This window comes from Micromonospora cynarisoli, assembly GCF_030518815.1.
Taxonomy (GTDB): domain Bacteria; phylum Actinomycetota; class Actinomycetes; order Mycobacteriales; family Micromonosporaceae; genus Micromonospora; species Micromonospora wenchangensis.
The window spans coordinates 3,045,717-3,065,029 of record NZ_CP130426.1 but is presented as its reverse complement, the minus strand read 5'-3'; the positions used below and the strand labels follow the sequence as shown (position 1 = coordinate 3,065,029).

Genomic DNA, 19,313 nt, shown 5'->3' with positions numbered 1-19,313 from the left:
CCGCGTCGACCGGTGTGTCGACTGAGGGGTGGATCGGGATGGCCGGTGGACGGTCCCGGGGCGCGGCCACGCTGATCGCCGTCGCGGTCGTCCTGGCCTGGCTGGTCGTCGGCGGCATCGCCGGGCCGTACGCCGGCAAGCTGGGCGACGTCGCCACCAACGACAACGCCGCCTTCCTGCCCGCCGACGCCGAGGCGACCCGCGCCCAGGATCTGGCCGCCGGTTTCGTCGCCCGCCCGACCACCCCCGCCCTGGTGGTGTACGCGCGCAGCACCGGCATCACCGGTGCCGACAAGCAGCGGGCGGTCGCCGACAGCGCCCGGTTCGCCCAGGTCAAAGGGGTGGTCGGGCCACTGCCCCCACCGATCGCCAGCCAGGACGGCCAGGCCCTGCAGGTGGTGGTGCCGATCGACGACGCGGAGGGGGAACAGATCGGCCAGGTGGTCGAGGAGTTGCGGAGCATCGCCGGGGGCGACCGCGACGGGCTCACCGTGGACGTCGCCGGCCCGGCCGGCCTGCTCGCCGACCTGATCGAGGTCTTCTCCGCCATCGACGGGCCACTGCTGCTGGTCACCCTGGTCGTGGTGCTGCTCATCCTGCTGGTCGTCTACCGCAGCCCGGTCCTGTGGATCTTCCCGCTGCTGGCGGCGGGGATGTCGTACGCGCTGGCGTCGGTCTTCGTCTACCAGCTGGCGAAGCACGACGTGATCAAGCTGAACGGGCAGGCGCAGGGCATCCTCACCGTGCTCGTCTTCGGTGCCGGCACCGACTACGCGCTGCTGCTGATCGCCCGCTACCGGGAGGAACTGCACAGGCACGAGCGCCCCTGGGACGCGATGCGTACCGCCTGGCGGGGTGCCGCCCCGGCCATCGCCGCCTCCGGGGCCACCGTCATCGTGAGCCTGCTCTGCCTGCTGCTGTCCAGCCTCAACTCCAACCGGGCGCTCGGTCCGGTGGCCGCCATCGGCATCGCCGCCACCCTGCTGGTGATGCTGACGTTCCTGCCCGCGCTGCTGGTGCTCGGCGGCAGGTGGGCGTTCTGGCCGCGTACCCCCGGGGTGGACCGGGCGGACCCGCAGGCCGAACACGGGGTGTGGGCCCGCATCGCCCGCTTCGTCGCCCGCCGGGCCCGGGTGGTGTGGCTGACCACCGCCGTGGTGCTGGCGCTGCTCACCCTCGGCCTCACCCAGCTCGGGGCCACCACCCTCGGCCAGTCCGAACTGTTCGCCAACCGCACCGACTCCGTGGCCGGGCAGGAGGTGATCGCCAGGCACTACCCGGGCGGCACCGGCAGCCCGGCGACCATCTTCACCCGGCAGCAGACCGCCGGGCAGGTCGCCCAGGTCGCACAGGGCGTGCCCGGGGTGGCCGCCGTACGCCCGGTGACCGGGCGGGACCAGGCCGGCCCGCCCGACCCGAACGCCCCACCCCTGGTGGTCGACGGACGCGTGCAGCTGGAGACGACCCTGACCGACCCGCCGGACAGCGACGCCGCCGCCCGGACCATCCGTAACCTGCGCGAGGCGGTGCACCGGGTGCCGGCCGCCGACGCCGTGGTCGGCGGGTTCACCGCCATCGACGTGGACACCTCCGACGCGTCCACCCGGGACCGCAACGTCATCATCCCGGTCGTCCTCGTGGTGATCACGGTGATCCTGGCGCTGCTGCTGCGGGCGCTGGTCGCGCCGGTGCTGCTGATCGCGACGGTGGTGCTGTCCTTCCTGGCCACCCTCGGGCTCTGCGCGCTGGTCTTCACCTACCTGCTGGACTTCCCCGGGGTCGACGCGTCGTTCCCGCTGTTCGCCTTCGTGTTCCTGGTCGCCCTGGGCATCGACTACAACATCTTTCTGATGAGCCGGGTACGCGAGGAGTCCGCCCGGCGGGGCACCCGGGCCGGGGTGCTGGCCGGGCTCACCGTCACCGGCGGGGTGATCACCTCGGCCGGCATCGTGCTCGCCGCCACCTTCTCGGCGCTGGCCGTGCTCCCGCTGGTGGTGCTCGTCGAGTTGGGTGTGGCGGTCGCCGTCGGGGTACTGCTGGACACCATCGTGGTCCGCTCACTGCTGGTGCCCGCCCTGTCGTACGACATCGGGCCCACGGTGTGGTGGCCGAGCCGACTGTCCCGGTCGGTGCGCGACGACGCGGAGGTGGCACATGGTCGCTGAGACGGACGTGGTGATCGTCGGCGGTGGTCTCGCCGGGCTGGCGGTCGCCCGCCGGCTGCACCGGGCCGGGGTGCCCTGGCGGCTGCTGGAGGCCGGCGACCGGATCGGCGGCCGGGTCGCCACCGACACCGTCGACGGCTACCTGCTCGACCGGGGCTTCCAGGTGCTCAACACCGCCTACCCGAGGCTCGGCACCCTGCTCGACCTGGGCACCCTCGACCTGGGCTGGTTCACCTCCGGGGTGCTGGTCCGCCGTGGCGACCGGCTCGACCGGCTGGTCCACCCGCTGCGCGAACCCGGCGGCGCACCCGCCACCGTGCTCGCCGGCGTCGGCTCGCTGCCCGACCGGCTCCGCTTCGCCGCCCTCGCCACCGGCTGCGCGACCCTGCCGGCGCACCGGCTGCTGACCGCGCCGGAGACCAGCAGCGGGACCGCCCTACGCCGGGCCGGGCTGTCCGACACCATCATCGAGGAGCTGATCCGGCCGTTCCTGTCCGGCGTGCTCGTCGACCGGGAACTGGAAACCTCCAGCCACGTGCTGGCGATGATCCTGCGGTCCTTCGTCCGGGGGCGGATCGGCCTGCCCGCCCGGGGGATGGCCGCGCTGCCGCAGGCCATCGCCGCCCCGCTGCCCGCCGACCTGGTCACCTGCGACACCCCGGTCACCTCGGTCGCCCCCGGCCGGGTCCGCACCCCGGCCGGTGAGATCGGCTGCCGCGCCGTCGTGGTCGCCGCCGACCCGACGGCCGCGACCACGCTGCTGCCCACCCTGCCCCGGGTACGCACCCACAGCTACACCACCTACTACCACAGCGCCCCCGAGCCGCCGCTCGACGAACCGATCCTGCTCGTCGACGGCGACCGCCGGGAACTCGTCGCCAACACGGTGGTGGTCAGCCGGGCCGCGCCGTCGTACGCCCCGCCCGGCCGGCACCTCGTGGCGACGTCGGTGGTCGGCCCCGCCGCCCCGCCCGAACCGACGATCCGGGCCGAACTGGACCGGCTCTACGGGCGCTCCACGGCGGACTGGGAACACCTGACCACGGTGTCGGTCCCCGAGGCGCTGCCCGCCGCACCACCCCCGCAGGGGCGGCTCCGCAAGCCGGTGGCGCTCGGCGGAGGGGTCTTCGTGGCCGGCGACCACCGGGACAGTCCGTCGATCCAGGGGGCACTGGCCAGCGGCTGGCGTACGGCCGGGGTAGTGCTCGCGGAACTGCGCGCGGCGGGCTGATTCGGGCGCTCGCGCAACGCCGGTTCGGGTGCATCCGGATCGACTGCTGACTGTTATTCTCGCGTAGCCCATCGTGCCGATCGGTATCGGTGGGCGGGCCGGTTCGGTGGTGGCCGGTGGCCAGTCGGGCGGGTTACGATCCGGCGCGGTATCGGGGGCGGTAGCTCAGCAGGTTAGAGCAGTGGACTCATAATCCATCGGCCACGGGTTCGAGTCCCGTCCGCCCCACGCACTCCTTCGACCTGCGGCTCTTGGCTGTACCACCATCGTCATGCGAACCATCTGGTCGAGGGTCGAGTCTTCTTGGCGCTTCGAGCGGTGCTGCCGGTGCTGCATGCATAATGAATGCATGGTTGCTCTTCAGATTCGTGACGTGCCGGAGGAAGTACGAGACGCCTTGGCGGCCCAAGCCAAGGCGCGCGGACAGTCCCTCCAGGCATACCTGCTGGAACTGGTGGAGACTCAGGCTCGCCGGCTGCGTAACACGGCGGTCCTTGATCGCTTCGCCGGCCGATCGGACGGTGCTCGTTCCCTGCCGGGGGAGAGCGCCGCCGAGTTGAACGACCAACGGGAGCAGCGCGGACCGTGGGGGAGCACCGCGTGATCGTCGTGGATGCGTCGGTTCTGGCCGACGCTCTGGTCGATGACGGGCCGGTCGGCGACGCGGCGCGGGCGGAGCTGACCGGAGACCCACACTGGGCCGCTCCGGGTCATCTTCTGGTCGAGGTCATGTCCGTGGTCAGAGGCAAGGTCCTCGGTGGGAAGCTCGGCCTCGCTCGGGCAGCGGAGGCGATCGACACCCTGCCCTCGTTGGTCATCGATGAGGTGGGTGTTCCTGGACTGCTCGACCGGATGTGGCAGTTGAGAGGCAATGTCACGGCCTACGACGCGGCTTACGTCGCGGCGGCGGAGATGATGGCCTGTCCACTCGTGACCAGTGACGGTCGGCTCGCCAAGGCCAGCGGTGTCCGCTGCGAGATTCGACTTCTCGCCGCGTCCTGACGGCGGGAGCCTCCCTGCCGCTTCTAACGTATATCGCACCCCGGGCCTTGCGGCAAGACCCCGGTGCCCGTGCAGAATCTCCACCCGACGCCAGATCCTGGCGGAATCCGAGATTCGCGAAGCATGCGTCGGTATCGACGCATCGGGCGACGCGAGCGGTCGAACGGGGAATCCATGATCGACGTGACCATCGTGGGCGGCGGGCCTACCGGCCTGCTGCTGGCCGCCGAGCTGCGGCTGCACGACGTACGGGTGGTGGTGCTGGAGCGCGACGCCGCGCCGACCAGTGTGGTGCGTTCGCTCGGCATGCACGTCCGCAGCATCGAACTGCTGGACCAGCGGGGCCTGCTGGACCGGTTCCTCGCACACGGCAGGAAGTTCCAGGTCGGCGGCTACTTCGCCGGCATCGCCAAGGAGTGGCCGGCGGGGATGGACACCGCGCACGGCTACGTCCTCGGCATCCCGCAGCCCGTCACCGAGCGGCTGCTGACCGAGCACGCCACCGCCGTCGGCGTCGAGATCCGGCGGGGCGGCGAACTGGTCGGGCTGGGCCAGGACGAGGAGGCGGTGACCGCCGAGCTGGCCGACGGCACCCGCCTGCGTACCCGCTATCTCGTCGGCTGCGACGGCGGCCGCAGCACGGTCCGCAAGCTGCTGGGTGTCGGGTTTCCCGGCGAGCCCACCAGGAACGAGACGCTGCTGGGCGTGATGGAGCTGACCGCGCCACAGGACGAGGTCGTCGCGGTGACGACCCGGGTACGTCGGACGCAGCTGCGGTTCGGGGTCGGCCCGGTCGGCGACGGCGAGGGGTTGTACCGCGTCGTCGTACCGGCCGCCGGGGTGAGTGAGGACCGGACGATCCCACCGACCATCGAGGACTTCCGGCAGCAGTTGCGGGCGACCGCCGGCACGGACCTCGGGGTGCACTCGCCCCGCTGGCTGTCCCGCTTCGGCGACGCCACCCGGCTGGCCGAGCGGTACCGGGTCGGCCGGGTGCTGCTGGCCGGCGACGCGGCGCACGTGCACCCGCCGCTGGGCGGGCAGGGGCTCAACCTCGGTCTCCAGGACGCGTTCAACCTGGGCTGGAAGCTGGCCGCGCAGGTCGCCGGGTGGGCGCCGGCGGACCTGCTGGACACCTACCAGGCGGAGCGCCGGCCGGTGGCGGCGGACGTGCTGGACAACACCCGCGCGCAGACGGAGCTGATGTCGCTGGCAGCGGGTCCGCAGGCGGTGCGTCGGCTGCTGACCGAGCTGATGGACTTCGAGCAGGTGAACCGGTACCTGATCGAGAAGATCACTGCGATCTCGGTCCGCTACGACCTCGGTGCCGAGAACGACCTGGTCGGCCGGCGGCTGCGGGACGTGGAGCTGAAGGGGGGACGCCTCTACGGGCTGATGCACCGGGGCCGGGGGCTGCTGCTGGACCAGACCGGGGAACTCTCGGTGGCGGGCTGGACCGACCGGGTCGACCGCGTCGTCGACGTCAGCGGGGAACTGGACGTGCCCGCGCTGCTGCTGCGCCCCGACGGGCACGTGGCGTGGGTCGGTGACGACCAGCGGGAGCTGCGCGACCGGCTGTCCCGGTGGTTCGGCGTCGCCGCCGCGTGACCGGGGCCGTGCCCCCGGCCCGAGGATGGGCCGGGGGCCGCCGTGTCCGGCCGCCCGGAACAGGGCGGCCGGGCACGGACGGTGGTCACACCCGGTGGTGGACCGGGTCGGTCAGGCGACCGTGCAGGCCGCGCCGTTGAGGGTGAACGAGGAGGGCTTGGCGGTGTTGCCGGTGTGGTTGGCCTGGAAGCCGATGTCGATCGAGCCGCCGGCCGGGATGGTGCCGTTGTAGCTGGCGTTGCGCGCCGTCACCTGTCCCGACGAGGGGGAGTAGGTGGCGTTCCAGCCGGAGGTGATGCTCTGCCCGCCGGGCAGCGTGAACACCAGGGACCAGCCGTTCACGGCGCTGGAACCGGTGTTGGTGATGGTCAGGTTCTCGGTCAGGCCGCTGTTCCAGGCGTTGACGCTGGCCGTGACCCGGCAGGCCCCGGAGCTGGGCGGCGTGGTCGGCGGCGGGGTGGTGGGGACGGGCGGGGTGGTCGGCGGCGGCGTGGTCACCGGCGGGGTGGTCGGCACCGGCGGAGTGGTCACCGGCGGCGTGGTCGGGGTCGGGTTGGTCAGGCCGAAGAACTGGAGGGCGACGGCGGCCATCCCGGCGGAGGGCAGGGTGTGCCCCGCCCCCTGGACGCTGTACGCCTCGACCAGGACGTTGCCGCTGGCGTCGGCGTAGCGGCGGCGGTTCCAGTTGGCCTGCGGGGTGTCGGTGGAGGTGGGCGTCTGGCTGAGCCCGAACACGTTCGTCCACTGCTCGATGGTCTCCTGGAGCAGCGAGTACGGCACCAGGGTGTCGGCGGTGCCGTGCCACAGCTGCACCTTCGGCCGGGGGCCGGTGTACCCGGGGTACGCCTGCTGGCGGACCGCGTCACCCCACTGCTGTGGGGTGCGGTTCATGTTCCCACCGGTGCACTGGCTGGCGCCGGGCGGGTAGTCGGCCGCGTTGGCGAAGCAGTTGTAGGGCACTCCCATGAAGGCGGCCCCGGCGGCGAACACGTCCGGGTAGACCGCCAGCATGTGGTTGGTCATCATGCCGCCGGACGAGCTGCCGGTGGCGAACACCCGGCGGGGGTCGCCGCCGTACTGCCGCTCGGTGTAGTTGATCATCGAGACGATCGACACGGGGTCGCTGCCGCCGCCCCGGCGCTTCGCGGCGTCCGACCAGGTATCGAAGCAGTTGCCGAAGCCGGCCTGCTGGGTCGCCGACGGGTAGATCACGATGTAGCCGTACCGGTCGGCAAGCGAGGCGAACTCGCTGCTGGAGTAGAAGCCGGGGCCGGTGCCGCCGCAGCCGTGCATGGCCACCACGATCGCCGGGTTGGTCGGGCGGGTGTTCGGCACGTAGATGTGCATCCGCATCCGACCGGGGTTGTCGCCGAAGTTGGTCACCTCGACCAGCGACGCGGCGTACGCCGGCTGGAGCGTCGGTACCACCAGGGCGGCTGCCGCCACGGTGGCCACCAGCGGTGCCGCCAGGGCGAGCAGCAGTTTGCGTCTGATTCTCATGGGCGTGACTCCCTCACAGGTTGAGATCGGCCGCGCGACCGTGCGACACGGGTACGCCCGGATGCCCGTGTCGTCCGCGCTGGCCCACTACGTCCGGCATGCCCTGCCCCGGCCCTAGGGCATTGCATGGCACTTAGTGTTCTCCTAGGTCCCACAAGTGTCAATCGAATGACCTCGATACACTTGGCGGTCACCGGTTCCGTGCCGGGGTCCACCCGGACCGTGTTCGGTAGGCGGGTACCGGTGCGCCGTCTACAGTCGGTGCCACCGTCGCCCAGCCGAGCCCGGAGCGTCCCAGTGCCACACCCGTTCGACATCGAGGAGATCTTCCCCGACGACGGGGACCACCCGGTGCGGCTGCCGCGCCGGCAGGCCGGCAACTCGCCCCAGGGCGTCGCGGTGACCCTGCTGGCCGACTACACCCTGCGTACCCGGGCGTGGCTGCCGTCCGCCGCCATCGTCGCGCTGCTCGCCGAGTCCGACGTCAGCCTCGCCGGCGCGCGGACCGTGATCAGCCGGCTGGCCCGCCGGGGCGTCCTGGAGGGGAGCCGGCAGGGGCGGCGCAGCTCGTACCGGCTCAGCCGGTCCGCCGCCGTCAGCCTCTCCGTCGGCGGCAGCTGGGTGATGGCCGCGACCACCACCAGCCAACCGTGGGACGAGTGCTGGACCCTCGTCGCGTTCTCCCTGCCCCAGGAGCGCAGCGCGCAACGACGCGCCCTGCGCGGCCAACTCCGGTGGCTGGGCTACGCGCCGCTGTACGACGGACTGTGGATCTCGCCGCACGAGCTGACCCCGAAGGCGCGGGCCCAGCTCACCCAGCTCCACCTCGGCGCGGTCACCGTGTTCCGGGGCCGTCGGGTCGACCTCGACGCGGTCGCCGGCCGCGACCCGCTCGACGCCTGGGACGTCGCGGCGGTCGCCGCCCAGTACGAGGGCTTCCTACGGCGCTGGCGACCCCTGCTGCCACGGATCGCCGCCGGCCGGGTCGACGGCGCCGAGGCGGTCCGGGCCCGGACCGAGGTGATGGACACCTTCCGGCGGTTCCCCACCCTCGACCCGCAGCTACCGCTGCGGTTGCTGCCCGCCGGCTGGCTGCGCGGCCCCGCCCGGGAGACCTTCGCCGCCGTCTACGACGGGCTCGCCGACACCGCCGAGCGGCACGTCCGGGCCGTCGTCGCCCGGTTCGCCGACGGTACGGAGGCCGACGTGCGGGCGCACACCACCGCTGACCTGCTGGCCGGAGTGTGCGCGATTGAAACCCGGCACGCCGCCCCACCCGGCCTGGCGCAGCCGTCCCCCGCGTACTGACCCGGCCACTGCCGGCTCCCGAGCCCGATCAGAGTTTCAGCCCCTCGACGGTGCCCAGGTCGTACCAGGTGAGGGAGAAGGGGCTGTCGCCGGACGGTACGACCGGGAACACGCCCCAGCTCTCCAGGACCGCACCGGGCCGCAGGGTGAAATCCGTGCCGGGCCGCTGCGACGCGCAGTACGTGTCGACCGGGAAGACCTGCCGCCCGTCGTCCAGCGTCAGATGCGACGACTGGAGATCCGCTGTCCGGGCCGGGCAGCTGAGCACCCAGCCGCCGGGGGACCGGGTTGTATAGCGCAGCTGCACCCGCAGCGTACCCGCCGTTGCCTCCAGACCCGTGACGGTCGCCGTGTTCTGCCCGTCGTCGTAGAGGAGGCGACTCATCCGCCGTGGGCCGGCCTCCGGCGACGCCGAGGCGGCCGTGTCGGGCGCGGTGGTCGACGGGGCGGGACTGCCGGACGGCGGCTGCGTGGGCCCGGGGGCGGTTGCCCCGGCCGGTGCCGCCGCGTCCGGACCCGGCCCGGTCGGCTCCGGCCCGTCGAGCGTGAGCCAGGCCAGGGCGGCGGCCCCCAGCACCGCGACGAGGACGACGCCGACGATCACCCCGACCAGATGCTTGCGCAACATTGATGATCCTTACTGCCGGTGGACAGGCTCCTTCCACGCTAGATCCCGGTGGCAAGATCCGCAGGGCGGCGGGGTCGTCGAGCTCACCGACGGCGGGCCCGGTCCAGCACCTCCTCGGCGGTGAGCGGGCTACGCGGATGATGGCTGAGCGACAGCGGGGTTCGGATCTTCACCGGTGCGGCACTCTCGGCGGCGAGATAGAACTCGCCGGTGCCGAGCCGGGCGACGTCGACGATGTCGCCCCCCTTCGCCTTCGCCATCTCCCGGGCGGCCTCGATCTGGATCGGGCTGTTCAGCCGGCCGTAGAGCTGGGTCGCCGCGTTGCCCGGAATCCGGTTGTGCAACCCCTTGGGCGCCTGGGTGGCGAAGACCAGCCCCAGGCCGTACTTACGGGCCTGCGCCGCCAGCGCCAGCGTGCTCTGGGTGCACGGCGTCATCGCGCCGGACGGGGCGAACGTCTGGGCCTCGTCCATCACGAGCAGCCCGAGCAGCGGGCGGTCGTTCGCCGGGTGTCTCCTGATCCAGGCGAACAGCGCCATCTGCAACTGGTTGACGAAGCCCTGCCGGGCCTCGTCGGACTGCAGCCCGACGAGGCTGACGACGGAGATCCGGGCCCGCGCACCGGGGGCGGGGGTGAGCAGCAGGCCCGGGTCCATCGGGCTGCCCTCCCCGCCGAACAGCGGATCGTTGACCATCGCCGCGGCCAGCGACTGCGCGATCCCCACCCCGATCTTGTCGGCCCCGTCGATGTCCAGCAGCCCGTCCGGCAGGTCGGCCAGGGTGTCGACCAAGCCCTGAACCCGGCTGCCGCCGCGCCGGCCGTAGTACTCGACGGCCTTACGCAGCACGGCGAGCCCCAGGTGGACCTTGTTGGTGCGACCGGTCAGCTGGGCGCGGGGCGCGAGCGACGCGACAGCCGCCTCCACGGCCTCGTGGAACTCGTCGGGGTCGTCGCGCACGCTGCGGAAGTCCGGCAGCGGCTGGAAGCTCAGCGGGCGACCCGACGACCGGCGTGGCGTCCACACCAGTACGTCGGTCCCGGCGAGGTAGTCCCGCGCCTTCTCCGCGTCCCCGACGCGCCACTGCGGCGGCGGTTCCGGCCACCCGTCACCGAGCCGGGCCAGGTCGTTGTTGGGGTCGAGGACGATGGCGGAGACCCCGGCGAGGGCACACTCCTCCAGGACGCGCCGGATCAGCACGGTCTTGCCGGACCCGGAGCCGGCGAAGATGGTGGTGTGCTTCCGGAGGGCTTCGAGCGGGAGGGACACGGGTTCGTCGGTGCGGTGGTCGTACCCCACGGTGAGCTGCGGACCGGACTCCGCAGGCCCGGCCGGCGGCGGATCGACCTGCCCCGGACCGGGTCGCCCACACCCGGTGTCGGTCCGCTCGGCCACGCCCGGTCCGGACGCTGCCACGCGTCCCGCCGCGTCGTCGCCGGGAGCGGCGGGGAGCCAGTCGGCGACGGAGGCGAGGGCCTGCCGCAACAGGGTGAGGTGCCGGGTCGGTCGACGGGCGGTGAGCCAGTCCCGGATGTCGACAGGTGACTCGGCGAGCATGACCCGCAGCGCCCCGAGGATACGGAGATCCTCGTGGTCCAGCGGTAGGACCGTCCCGCCGGCCCGGGTGAAGGCCGTGACCGCCTGCCGGGTCTTGGCGCCGCCGGACCAGGCGCCGTTGCGGAGCAGGAACAGCTTGCGGCGGGCCACCCGCGCGTCGAGCCCCGCCACCGTGCACGCCTTACGGAGCCGGGCCAGCGCGGCGATGGCGTGGTGCTCCTCGCTGATCGCCCGGAAACACCAGTGGACCTGGTCCTCGGTGGCCTCGTCGAGGGTGAGCCGGAGCCGGGCGTGCAGCGGCGGCTGGGCGCTCGGGGGCGGGTCCACGCTGAACGATCCGCCGCCCTCGCCGCGTTCCACCACCCAGGCGGTGAGGCCGGCCGCGAGCAGGGCGGGAACGATGCCGTCCTCGCCGTCGCGGGTCAGCGGCCCGGAAACGTCGGCCTCGTTCTTGAGCTGGGCGAACCTCTTGTCGAACGGCTCCAGGTCGACGACGGGAACGTCGCGCGGGCCGTGGGGCTGCGGCTGCGTCGGATCACCGAGCCGGGTCAGCTCCCGTACCTCGCCGGCCGCGAGGCAGTCCCGGATGTGCCGGTCGATGTCGATCAGCAGTTCCCGGGGGGTCATCCCCTCGGCGTGTGCGAAGGCGTCGGGCCGCACCGGCCACGAGGGATACGGGGGTACGAAGCCGACCTCGGCGAACCGGACGGCGAGCCGTCGTTCGACGATCCTCCGGGCCAGCGCGGGATCGTGGATGGTGGTGAGCCGGGGTGGCACCCGGAACCGGTCGCTCACCGTGTCCACCGTCCGACTCCTGATGATCGTCCACGACGTCGGCAGGCAGGCCACCAGGGTGAGCGTCCGGCGGGTGAGCTGGCGCAGCGACATCAGGCCGTCGGCGATCCGGGCGTGCACCGCAGCCTGCTCCGGGTCGTCCTGCGCGCCGGGTCGGGCGTGCAGGACGTCACCGGCGGCCACTGACTGCGCGATGAGCGTGTCGATCTGGTCGACGGCGATCACGGACGGGCCGGTGAGGGCCAGCAGCCAGGAGACCTCCTGGACGATCCGCTGTGGGCCGCGCGGCGTCCGCCGCATGCCCCAGGCGCTGCGCTCACCCGGCTCCCCCTCCTCGCCGGAGGTGAAGTAGTTCTCCGCGACGTCCCGGTGGGCGACGTCCTCCGAGGCGCTCAGCGCGAGCGCCCGCGCCGTCTCCCCGCAGACGCGGGCCACGTGCGGCGCGTACCCGACGAGCCCTTCGATGAACGCGTCCAGGGCCGGCCTGGTCAGTTCGGTGTCCCCCATCACCGCGCGGCGCGCCGACCGGGGTGCCCCGACCAGCGAGGAGAGCCGGCGCAGCAGCAGCCGGAGCTGGCTCTCGCGGCCGGGTACCGGCCGGGACAGCCCGTCGAGCACGGAGGCGAGCACGCTGTCCCAGAAGCCGTGCGCGTCGAGCAGACCAACCAGGAAGAAGTAGCCGTCCTGCTGCTGCACCTGCTGCCGGATCCAGCCCAGCAGGTGGGTCTTGCCCGAGCCGCGCTGCCCCTGGAGCACCAGCCCGATCGGGCTGCTGTCGGCGCTGCGCCGGGCGTCTGCCACCCCGTCGAGGATGTCGCGGACCACGGCGGTGTGCAGGCCCTCCACGTGGAACGGCGAGGGCCGCCAGACGTCGTCGGGCACCGGCGCCCAGTCGAACCTGAGTGCCGCCAGGGCGGCGTGCTCCGCCTCGGTCATCCCACCCCGATCGCCAGCAGGTGCTTGTCCTGGCCGCCCAACCGCAGGGCCGCCGCCACGTCGGCCGTGGTGAGCGCCTTCTGGTTGGATTCCGGGACGATGTCCACGTCCGGCTCGCGCTCCAGATCCCGCAGCGCCTCGTCGAGGTCGGCGGGGTCGACGTCGCCGAAGAACGGCCGCAACCGGGTCAGGCTGACCCAGGCCCCCGGCTCGGCGGCCAACGCCGCGTACGCGTGCCGGACGCGCAGACCGAGGGTGCGCCGCAGGTCCGGCTGGGGCGTACCGGCCCGCACGTCGGTGAGCGCGAACATCTCACCGAACGTGCGGTAGTCGCTGCGGGCCATCACCCGGTCCCGCAGGTTCACCTGCAACGCCGTCAGCGCCCCACCGAGGATCCGGCCGACCGGGGACTGGAAGGGCAGGTCCTCCTGCACCCGCACCCAGCCCTTGTCGGCGAGCTGGTGCAGGAAGGTGTTGCCCTCACGGCGGCTGTCCAGGTAGCCGAGCCGGTTGAGCTTGTCCCGGTACGACTTGCGGATGTCGACGCCGTAGCGCTTACGCAACTCGGTGTTGGGCACCTCCCGGGCCTCGGCCATCAACACGAACAGGATCGCGCTCTCGGAGGGGGTGAGGTCATCGCCGGGCATGGAACGTTCCTTCCGCCAGGTCGCGTCGCCGGGCCCGGATGACGGTGCCGATCTGGTGCACCACCGCGCCGACGTCGTGGTTGATTCGGGCATTGGTGAAGCGGAGGACGGCGTAACCGTCCATCTGCAGCCGCACGTCGCGCTGCCGGTCCGCCTCGAACCGGTCCGGCCGGCAGTGTTCCGGGCCGTCGACCTCGACGACACACCGCTCGGCGGGCCAGAGCAGGTCGAGGCAGACCGGGGGCGTGAGGGGATGCGGCTGGTGGTAGTGGTTCCAGACCCGGCCCGCCGCCCAGCTCTCGGCGGCCAGGGCGGCCTCCAGCGCCGCCTCGGTGGTGCTGCCGGGATGGGGACGCCCCAGCACCGCCGGGGCCGGCGGGGGCGGTGTGACCGCCGCCTGGGTGAGCGCGACGGCGGCCACCCGGTCCTCGTGCCGCAACGGCGTCCCGGCCAGCCACACGGCGACCCGGCCGTGGTGGCACAGCCACTCCGCGCCCGCCACGACGGCCCGTTCCCCGGCCGGGTCGAGACCGGCGGGAACCTCGACCAACAGGCTCACCCGGGGTCGGCCGAAGCCGTCCGCCACCACCCGGGTCAACCCGGGACAGCGGATCTCCGGGGGGAACGGGTCGGTCGGTGGACGCCGCCCGGACACCGCAACGCCGGCGAGGTACGCCAGGAACGGTGCGAAGTGCGCGGAGCCCCGCGCCCGCCGGGTGGCGGCGGCCCGAACGGCGGCCAGGCCGAACGGGTCGGCACGGGGGACGTGCGTGGCCTCGGGAAGCCAGCCGGGCAGCAGCGCCACCGCCACCTGTTCGAGGTCGTCCAGGACGGCACGGACGAAGGAACCGGGGGTACGGGCCGGGCCGGGCCGCAGCACGACGGCGACCGGGCCGACCGTCGCCCCGGTGGTGGCCGCCGCGACCGTGTCGGTGGGGACGCCGACGAGCTGCACGACGCGATCCACCGGCAACCCGGCGAGCTGCTGGACGAGACTCATGGCGGGTCACCGGCGTGGACCGCGACCGCCGTTTCCCGGGGGAGGTCGGATCGGGCGGAACTCAGCGGTCTTCATCCTCCCGTGCGGCCATCGGACGAACCCGAACACACTACGAAGCGGTTCGCCGGGAGCGCCAGAGCCCTCCCCGGTCAGTCGTGCTTCGGACAGCCGGGCGCACGGGCTACCCGGACCCGCCGGGTTTCCCGTCGGCGAGGGACTGGGCCCGGCGGCTCAGCGACTCGACGCGGGCGGTCAGCTCCCGTACGGCCGTCTCGTCGGCGTCGTCCAGGGTCGACAGCCGGTCGAGCAGGGCGGTGTGGTCGGCGGTCAACTGCCGGTAGCGTCGGACGAAGCTGCTGTCGTCGCCGTTGCGGCGGCTGCTCAGCAGGGCGTACTTCGGGTCGAGGTCGATGATCTGCTGGGCCAGGCCGGCGGTGGCGGCGCTGAGCGCGCTGCGGCCGTCGGTGCGTTCGTCGCGGCGGACCCGCCGGGCCGCCGCCAGCCGCCCGGCCCGCCGGCCGCCGAGGTAGAGCACCGACGCTCCGGCGACGACCCCGGTCACCGCCGCGGCGGCGAGCAGGAACCGGGGCAGCGACGGGCTGATCGTCCGCGCGCCGTCGGGTACGGTGCCGGCCTTGACCAGCCGGTCGTAGTTGACGGCGATGACCTTCACGGCCTCCAGTGGGCGGTCGACGAACGTGTCGATGCCCCGACCGATGATCATTTCGGCGGCGGCGGCCTTGCCGAGGTTCTTCTTCTCGTATCCGGGCACCAGGGCGCAGCCGTAGGTGTCGTAGTCGTCGCCGTCGCGGCTGAGCACCAGCACGACGGTCCCGTCGGCGGCCCGGTGCACCTGCTTGCAGGTGTCCCGCAGGTCGGTGCCGGGGGAGCGCAGGATCACCACCAGCCGGCGGTTGCCGATGATCCGTTCCGCCTCGGCCCGGTCCACGTCGAGGCCCGGGTCGGCGTAGAACGACGTGGTGCGGACGTGCCTGGCGATCGGGCCGTCCAGCGCCCCACCGCTCCACACCGCCCAGCCGGCCAGCACCAGGCAGGCCAGGACGGCCAGGCCGAACGGGGTGCCGAGCAGGCCGACGACGCGTCCCTGCCAGGAGCGGCCGGCACCGGTCTGCGGGGATACGGAACGTGTCATGACAGCCTGCCCCGCAGGTAGTTGTCCGGGCGGTAACCGGCGATGCCGACCTGGCGCGCGGTGTCGTCCAGCTCGGCCGCCGCCTCGTCGAGCAGCGTGCGGACGTGCCGGGCGGGCAGCTTCTCCTCCCACGCCGACCGGGCGGCCTGGAGTTTGACGATGCCCCGGGTCAGTGCCGGGTTGCTGCGGGCGTCGGTCAGCAGGGACACCTCGACGGCCAGCGCGGTCAACCCGGCCAGCCTGGTCGGCGCGGTGTCCCGCCGGCTGCCCGGCCGGCGGTCGGACCGGCGCAGCGACCGGGCCGACAGCACCATGAACGCCGCCACGCAGCCCGCGAAGAGCCACGGCAGCGCCGGCAGCGCCACCCGCAGCGGATCGGCCGGCCGGTACGGCAGGGGCCGCTCGAACAGGCCCGCGTAGCGGATGTCGGTGACCCGGTTGAGGTAGACGCCCAGCACGTTGCGCTGCGGGTAGTCGGTGCGGCTGAGCAGGTTGGCGAACTGGCCGTAGAAGCTGGCCCCGGCCAACTCCGCGAAGTCCGCCGCGCCGGGTCCGTGGTATTCGATCCAGAGCCCGTACATCACCACGATCGGCTGGTCGGGGAACCGGGCGCTCAGGGCGGGGCCGTACCGGGGAAGGGGTTCGCCGTACCGCTGCACGGGCAGCGCGACGTACCACGCGCCGTCGGGGAAGGCGTTGCGGGCGGCGGTCTCGGGCACGTCGGTGAGGGTCGCGCCGGGCGCGATGTGCCGCCCGGTCGCCCGCAGGTCGGTCAGGACGGTGCTCAGCTCCGGCCCGCTCGGCTCGCGCCAGCGCAACTCGTCCCGGTCGGCCGGGGTGGACTCCTTGCGGAGCGTGGTGATCAGGGCGATCAGCAGGTCGGTCACGTCCCCGGTGGCGAACTGCGCCCGCCAGGCGGGCAGCCGGTCGGAACTGGCCTGGTAGAAACCGCCGCTGACCTCGGTGCCGATCACCCGGATCGTGGCGTTCTTCACGTCCCGGACCCGCTCCCGTTCGTCGGAGTCGAGGCCGGGCGGGGCGACCAGGATCCGGGTGTCACCGGCCACCTCCCGGACCCGCTGCTCGTTCCAGTACGCCACCGAGCCCGGCAGGCGGACCACCGGCGCGGCGGCCACCAGCGCGGTCATCTCGTCCACCGACGGCACGGTGGCCCGGTCGGAGGTGCCGGCGCTGCCCGTGTCGACCCCGGCCGTCGACGCCGGCGACCGGCCGTAGCTGACGTCGATGCCCTGCTGCCGCTGGGCGAGCAGGAAGACCACCAGGACGAGCACGGCGATCCCGAGCAGCGTCCAGCGCACCGGCTCGGCCAGGCGGCGGTGTCCGCGGGCGGTCACCGGTGCTCCCGCCACAGCCGGTCGGCCTGCCGGGCGTGCTCGGCCGCCGCCCGCGCCGCGTCGACCCCGCCGCGCCGGCCCGCGAGCGACTCGGCGCGGGTCAGCAGCCGTTCGGCCTCCGGCACCCGGCCCGGGGTCGCGTCCCGGCTGACGGCCGCGCTGTCGATCGCCGCGCGCGCGGCCGACCAGGCGGTCCGTCGCTGCTCCGCGTGGGCCCGCCGGTGGGGCAGCAGGGTGGTCGCCACGCCTGCGGCCACCAGCAGCACCGCGCCGGCCAGCCAGAACAGGGAGGGGTCTGCCATGGGCTCCAACCGTTCGCCGGGGTCCGGGGGCGGCCCCCGGGGGTGGTCCGACCGAGTCTCGCCGATCGGGTCAACCCGCGCCACACGGCCCCCGACCAGGGCGGTTACCGCTGCGAAGGGTGGTGTGACGGTGATCGTGAGTACGGGTGCTCATCCGGTGGCCGTTCCCGCCGACGATGATCGGGGCGTGCAGATGACGCGTACCCGAACCCTCCTCGGCGGTGTGCTGCTCGCAGCCGCGACGATCGGCACCTGGGCGGCCTGGCTGGGGTGGGAGAGCGGCTACTCGACTGACCCCCGCACCGGCGCGACCTCCGGCCCGTACGCGGTCTGGCAGGTGGCCGGCGCGGTGCTCACCCTGGTCGCGGTTGCCGCCGTCGCCGGCTGGCTGCTGAGCCCGGTGCTGGTGGCACCGGTGATGACCGTGGCGTTCACGGCCGCCTGGTCGGGGCATGCGGCGGCGACCGACGACTCCGGGCTGTGGGCGGTGGGGGCGGTGCTGGTGCTTCTCGGCACCGGTTTCGGCAGCACCCTGGTCAGCCTCGGCACCCATCTGCTCCGCCGACGCCGCGCCCGGTGACCGCACCGCCGGCCCGGCTGGCGGATTGCCGACAGGACGCCCGGGGCCGGCAGGGGACACTGTTGACGCAGGTGGATGGGGGTGTGGCCGGGGAGGCGCGGCGCACCCCGGCCGGCCGGCGGTGACCGTGCCCGGTCGCCACCGCCCGGCCCGGACAACGACGTCACCATCTCCGGCCGGCGGGCGTCGCGTCCGTCGACCTGAACAGCAAGGAAGGAGGGGCCGGGATGGCCGCTCCCACCGTGACCGCCAGCCTCGACGCCTCGACCTACTCGCCGGGTGAGCCGATGACGCTCACCGTCGGCTACGCCGATCCGGACACCCGCCCGGTGACCGTCACGATCGTGCTGACCGACCCGGACGGCAACAGCAGCGCCCCGGTGCGGGTCACCGCGGTCATCGACCCGCTCGTCGTCGAGGTCGCCGACGACTCCGGCCGGGCCTGGACGATGGTCTCGGACACCGGGACGACCGCCGTCTACCGGGCGGTGGCCTGATGCCCCGGGTCACGGTGACCGTTCGTGACCAGGGGGGACGCGCTGCCAGCGCGGCGGCCGACTACGCCCTGGCGCCGCCGGTGTGGGGTGGCTACTACCTGGCCGGCAACGCCGACCCGACGACGGACCTGGTGGGCGGGAACTTCCGTTCGCTGACCCAGTACCGCAGCCTCGCCGACGGGTACGTCTTCCCCGGCTACGGCATGTCCTGGCTGCGCGATCTGGGGCGGGCCGGGGTCGCGCCGAACGTGGTGCTGGAGTTGAAGCACTACGGTGCCGGCAGCCCCGGCGCGCAGACGTTCGCCGTCGACGGGGTGACCTGGACCGTTCCCGCGCCGGCGATGACCATCCAGCAACGTCCGGGCACCACCTGGCCCCGGGCGTACGGGTACGGCCAAATGCTCGCCGGTCAGTGCGACGGGCTGCTCGCCCGCGCCCTGTCGCAGTACCGGACGATGGGGTTCCCGGTGAACCTGCAACTCGCCTCGGAGTTGGACACCGACCACGAGTTCGGCACCACCGAGTCGGGCGTGTCGTTCACCTGGGCCGAGTCGGACGCCCGCGCGGTGCAGGCGTTGACCTACGTGGTGAACTGGTTGCGGGCCCGGGGCCTGCCCGCCGGCACCACCTTCTCGGTCGGCGCGGGCGGTTTCGACCGGGCCTCCTTCCGGCGTACCCATCCGGAGGCGTTGATGTCCCGGGTGGATTTCCTCCAGTGGAACGTCTACGCGACCGACCCGGCCCACACCGCGCTGGGTCGGTTCCGCCGGACGAGGGACTGGGCGGTGGCCGACCTCGGGCCGGTGGCGCTCTCCCGACCGGTGATCATCGCCGAGTGGGGGGTGCAGGCGTCGGCCTTCCCCGACCAGGCGGCCTGGATCGCCACCGTGCCACCGGCCCTGGCCCGGCTGAACGCGGAGCGGGGACCCCGGATCGTGCGGGCGAACTACTTCAACTCCGGCTGGGGCACCCTGACGCCGAAACAGCCGGGCCTGGCCGCCCTGCGCGCCGCGTACGCGACCAGGCCGTTCGGCTGAGGCGGGGCGCGGG

The 19,313-nt window shown here is 73.3% G+C and carries 17 protein-coding genes and 1 tRNA gene; 10 read left to right on the top strand and 8 right to left on the bottom strand.

All coding sequences use genetic code 11. The features are described from left to right. Nucleotides 1-38 precede the first annotated feature (38 nt). The 6 genes from Q2K16_RS12665 (at nucleotide 39) to rox (ending at nucleotide 6,006) form a co-directional block, all read left to right on the top strand. Nucleotides 39-2,165, top strand: coding sequence for an MMPL family transporter (locus Q2K16_RS12665; protein WP_302746457.1), 2,127 nt, complete (start codon nucleotides 39-41; stop codon nucleotides 2,163-2,165). Then, nucleotides 2,155-3,396, top strand: a complete 1,242-nt coding sequence (locus tag Q2K16_RS12660; protein ID WP_302745590.1) for an NAD(P)/FAD-dependent oxidoreductase — start codon at nucleotides 2,155-2,157, stop codon at nucleotides 3,394-3,396. The genes Q2K16_RS12665 and Q2K16_RS12660 overlap by 11 nt, the downstream gene beginning before the upstream one ends. A 154-nt stretch (nucleotides 3,397-3,550) precedes the next feature. Next, nucleotides 3,551-3,624: transfer RNA gene (locus Q2K16_RS12655), tRNA-Ile, on the top strand. A gap of 121 nt (nucleotides 3,625-3,745) precedes the next feature. Beyond that, nucleotides 3,746-4,000 carry a FitA-like ribbon-helix-helix domain-containing protein gene (locus tag Q2K16_RS12650; protein WP_302745588.1) on the top strand — a complete coding sequence of 85 codons (255 nt, stop codon included), beginning with the start codon at nucleotides 3,746-3,748 and terminating at the stop codon, nucleotides 3,998-4,000. Then, the gene (locus tag Q2K16_RS12645) at nucleotides 3,982-4,398 is read left to right on the top strand and encodes a type II toxin-antitoxin system VapC family toxin (RefSeq protein WP_302745587.1); all 417 of its coding nucleotides are present in this window, start codon (nucleotides 3,982-3,984) and stop codon (nucleotides 4,396-4,398) included. The genes Q2K16_RS12650 and Q2K16_RS12645 overlap by 19 nt, the downstream gene beginning before the upstream one ends. A 174-nt stretch (nucleotides 4,399-4,572) precedes the next feature. Beyond that, a complete protein-coding gene (rox, locus tag Q2K16_RS12640) occupies nucleotides 4,573-6,006 on the top strand; it encodes a rifampin monooxygenase (RefSeq protein ID WP_302745585.1) in 1,434 nt (477 codons plus the stop codon). A 111-nt stretch (nucleotides 6,007-6,117) separates the two neighbouring features. Here the strand turns inward: rox and Q2K16_RS12635 are convergent, their stop codons facing one another. Further along, a complete protein-coding gene (locus tag Q2K16_RS12635) occupies nucleotides 6,118-7,506 on the bottom strand; it encodes an extracellular catalytic domain type 1 short-chain-length polyhydroxyalkanoate depolymerase (protein WP_302745583.1) in 1,389 nt (462 codons plus the stop codon). 297 nt (nucleotides 7,507-7,803) lie between these two features. Here Q2K16_RS12635 and Q2K16_RS12630 point away from each other — a divergent pair, with 297 nt between their 5' ends. Further along, nucleotides 7,804-8,814: a PaaX family transcriptional regulator gene (locus Q2K16_RS12630; RefSeq protein ID WP_302745581.1), complete on the top strand. Its 1,011-nt coding sequence runs from the start codon at nucleotides 7,804-7,806 to the stop codon at nucleotides 8,812-8,814. Nucleotides 8,815-8,842: 28 nt separating this feature from the next. Here Q2K16_RS12630 and Q2K16_RS12625 read toward each other — a convergent pair whose 3' ends face one another. From Q2K16_RS12625 to Q2K16_RS12595, 7 genes are all read right to left on the bottom strand, one after another. After that, nucleotides 8,843-9,442 (bottom strand): hypothetical protein, encoded by a 600-nt coding sequence (locus tag Q2K16_RS12625; protein WP_302745579.1) that lies wholly within the window; start codon nucleotides 9,440-9,442, stop codon nucleotides 8,843-8,845. Between the two features lie 83 nt (nucleotides 9,443-9,525). Beyond that, the gene (locus Q2K16_RS12620) at nucleotides 9,526-12,729 is read right to left on the bottom strand and encodes an ATP-binding protein (protein ID WP_302745578.1); all 3,204 of its coding nucleotides are present in this window, start codon (nucleotides 12,727-12,729) and stop codon (nucleotides 9,526-9,528) included. Then, nucleotides 12,726-13,376, bottom strand: a complete 651-nt coding sequence (locus tag Q2K16_RS12615) for a hypothetical protein (protein ID WP_302745576.1) — start codon at nucleotides 13,374-13,376, stop codon at nucleotides 12,726-12,728. The genes Q2K16_RS12620 and Q2K16_RS12615 overlap by 4 nt, the downstream gene beginning before the upstream one ends. Continuing rightward, a complete protein-coding gene (locus Q2K16_RS12610; protein ID WP_302745575.1) occupies nucleotides 13,363-14,376 on the bottom strand; it encodes an endonuclease domain-containing protein in 1,014 nt (337 codons plus the stop codon). Before Q2K16_RS12610 ends, Q2K16_RS12615 begins: the two co-directional genes overlap by 14 nt. Before the next feature lie 181 nt (nucleotides 14,377-14,557). Next, nucleotides 14,558-15,529 carry a hypothetical protein gene (locus Q2K16_RS12605; RefSeq protein ID WP_302745574.1) on the bottom strand — a complete coding sequence of 324 codons (972 nt, stop codon included), beginning with the start codon at nucleotides 15,527-15,529 and terminating at the stop codon, nucleotides 14,558-14,560. After that, nucleotides 15,526-16,884, bottom strand: a complete 1,359-nt coding sequence (locus Q2K16_RS12600; protein WP_302745573.1) for a hypothetical protein — start codon at nucleotides 16,882-16,884, stop codon at nucleotides 15,526-15,528. The genes Q2K16_RS12605 and Q2K16_RS12600 overlap by 4 nt, the downstream gene beginning before the upstream one ends. After that, nucleotides 16,881-17,186, bottom strand: coding sequence for a DUF6403 family protein (locus Q2K16_RS12595; protein ID WP_302745571.1), 306 nt, complete (start codon nucleotides 17,184-17,186; stop codon nucleotides 16,881-16,883). The genes Q2K16_RS12600 and Q2K16_RS12595 overlap by 4 nt, the downstream gene beginning before the upstream one ends. A gap of 193 nt (nucleotides 17,187-17,379) precedes the next feature. On the opposite strand from Q2K16_RS12595, the gene Q2K16_RS12590 reads away from it, so the two are divergent. The 3 genes from Q2K16_RS12590 to Q2K16_RS12580 all read left to right on the top strand — a co-directional run bounded on the left by Q2K16_RS12590 (nucleotide 17,380) and on the right by Q2K16_RS12580 (nucleotide 19,300). Further along, entirely contained in the window at nucleotides 17,380-17,766 is a 387-nt protein-coding gene (locus Q2K16_RS12590; RefSeq protein ID WP_302745569.1) for a hypothetical protein, read from the top strand. Nucleotides 17,767-17,993: 227 nt separating this feature from the next. Continuing rightward, nucleotides 17,994-18,263 (top strand): hypothetical protein, encoded by a 270-nt coding sequence (locus tag Q2K16_RS12585; protein WP_302745567.1) that lies wholly within the window; start codon nucleotides 17,994-17,996, stop codon nucleotides 18,261-18,263. Further along, a complete protein-coding gene (locus Q2K16_RS12580) occupies nucleotides 18,263-19,300 on the top strand; it encodes a hypothetical protein (protein ID WP_302745566.1) in 1,038 nt (345 codons plus the stop codon). The genes Q2K16_RS12585 and Q2K16_RS12580 overlap by 1 nt, the downstream gene beginning before the upstream one ends. Nucleotides 19,301-19,313: the final 13 nt, after the last annotated feature.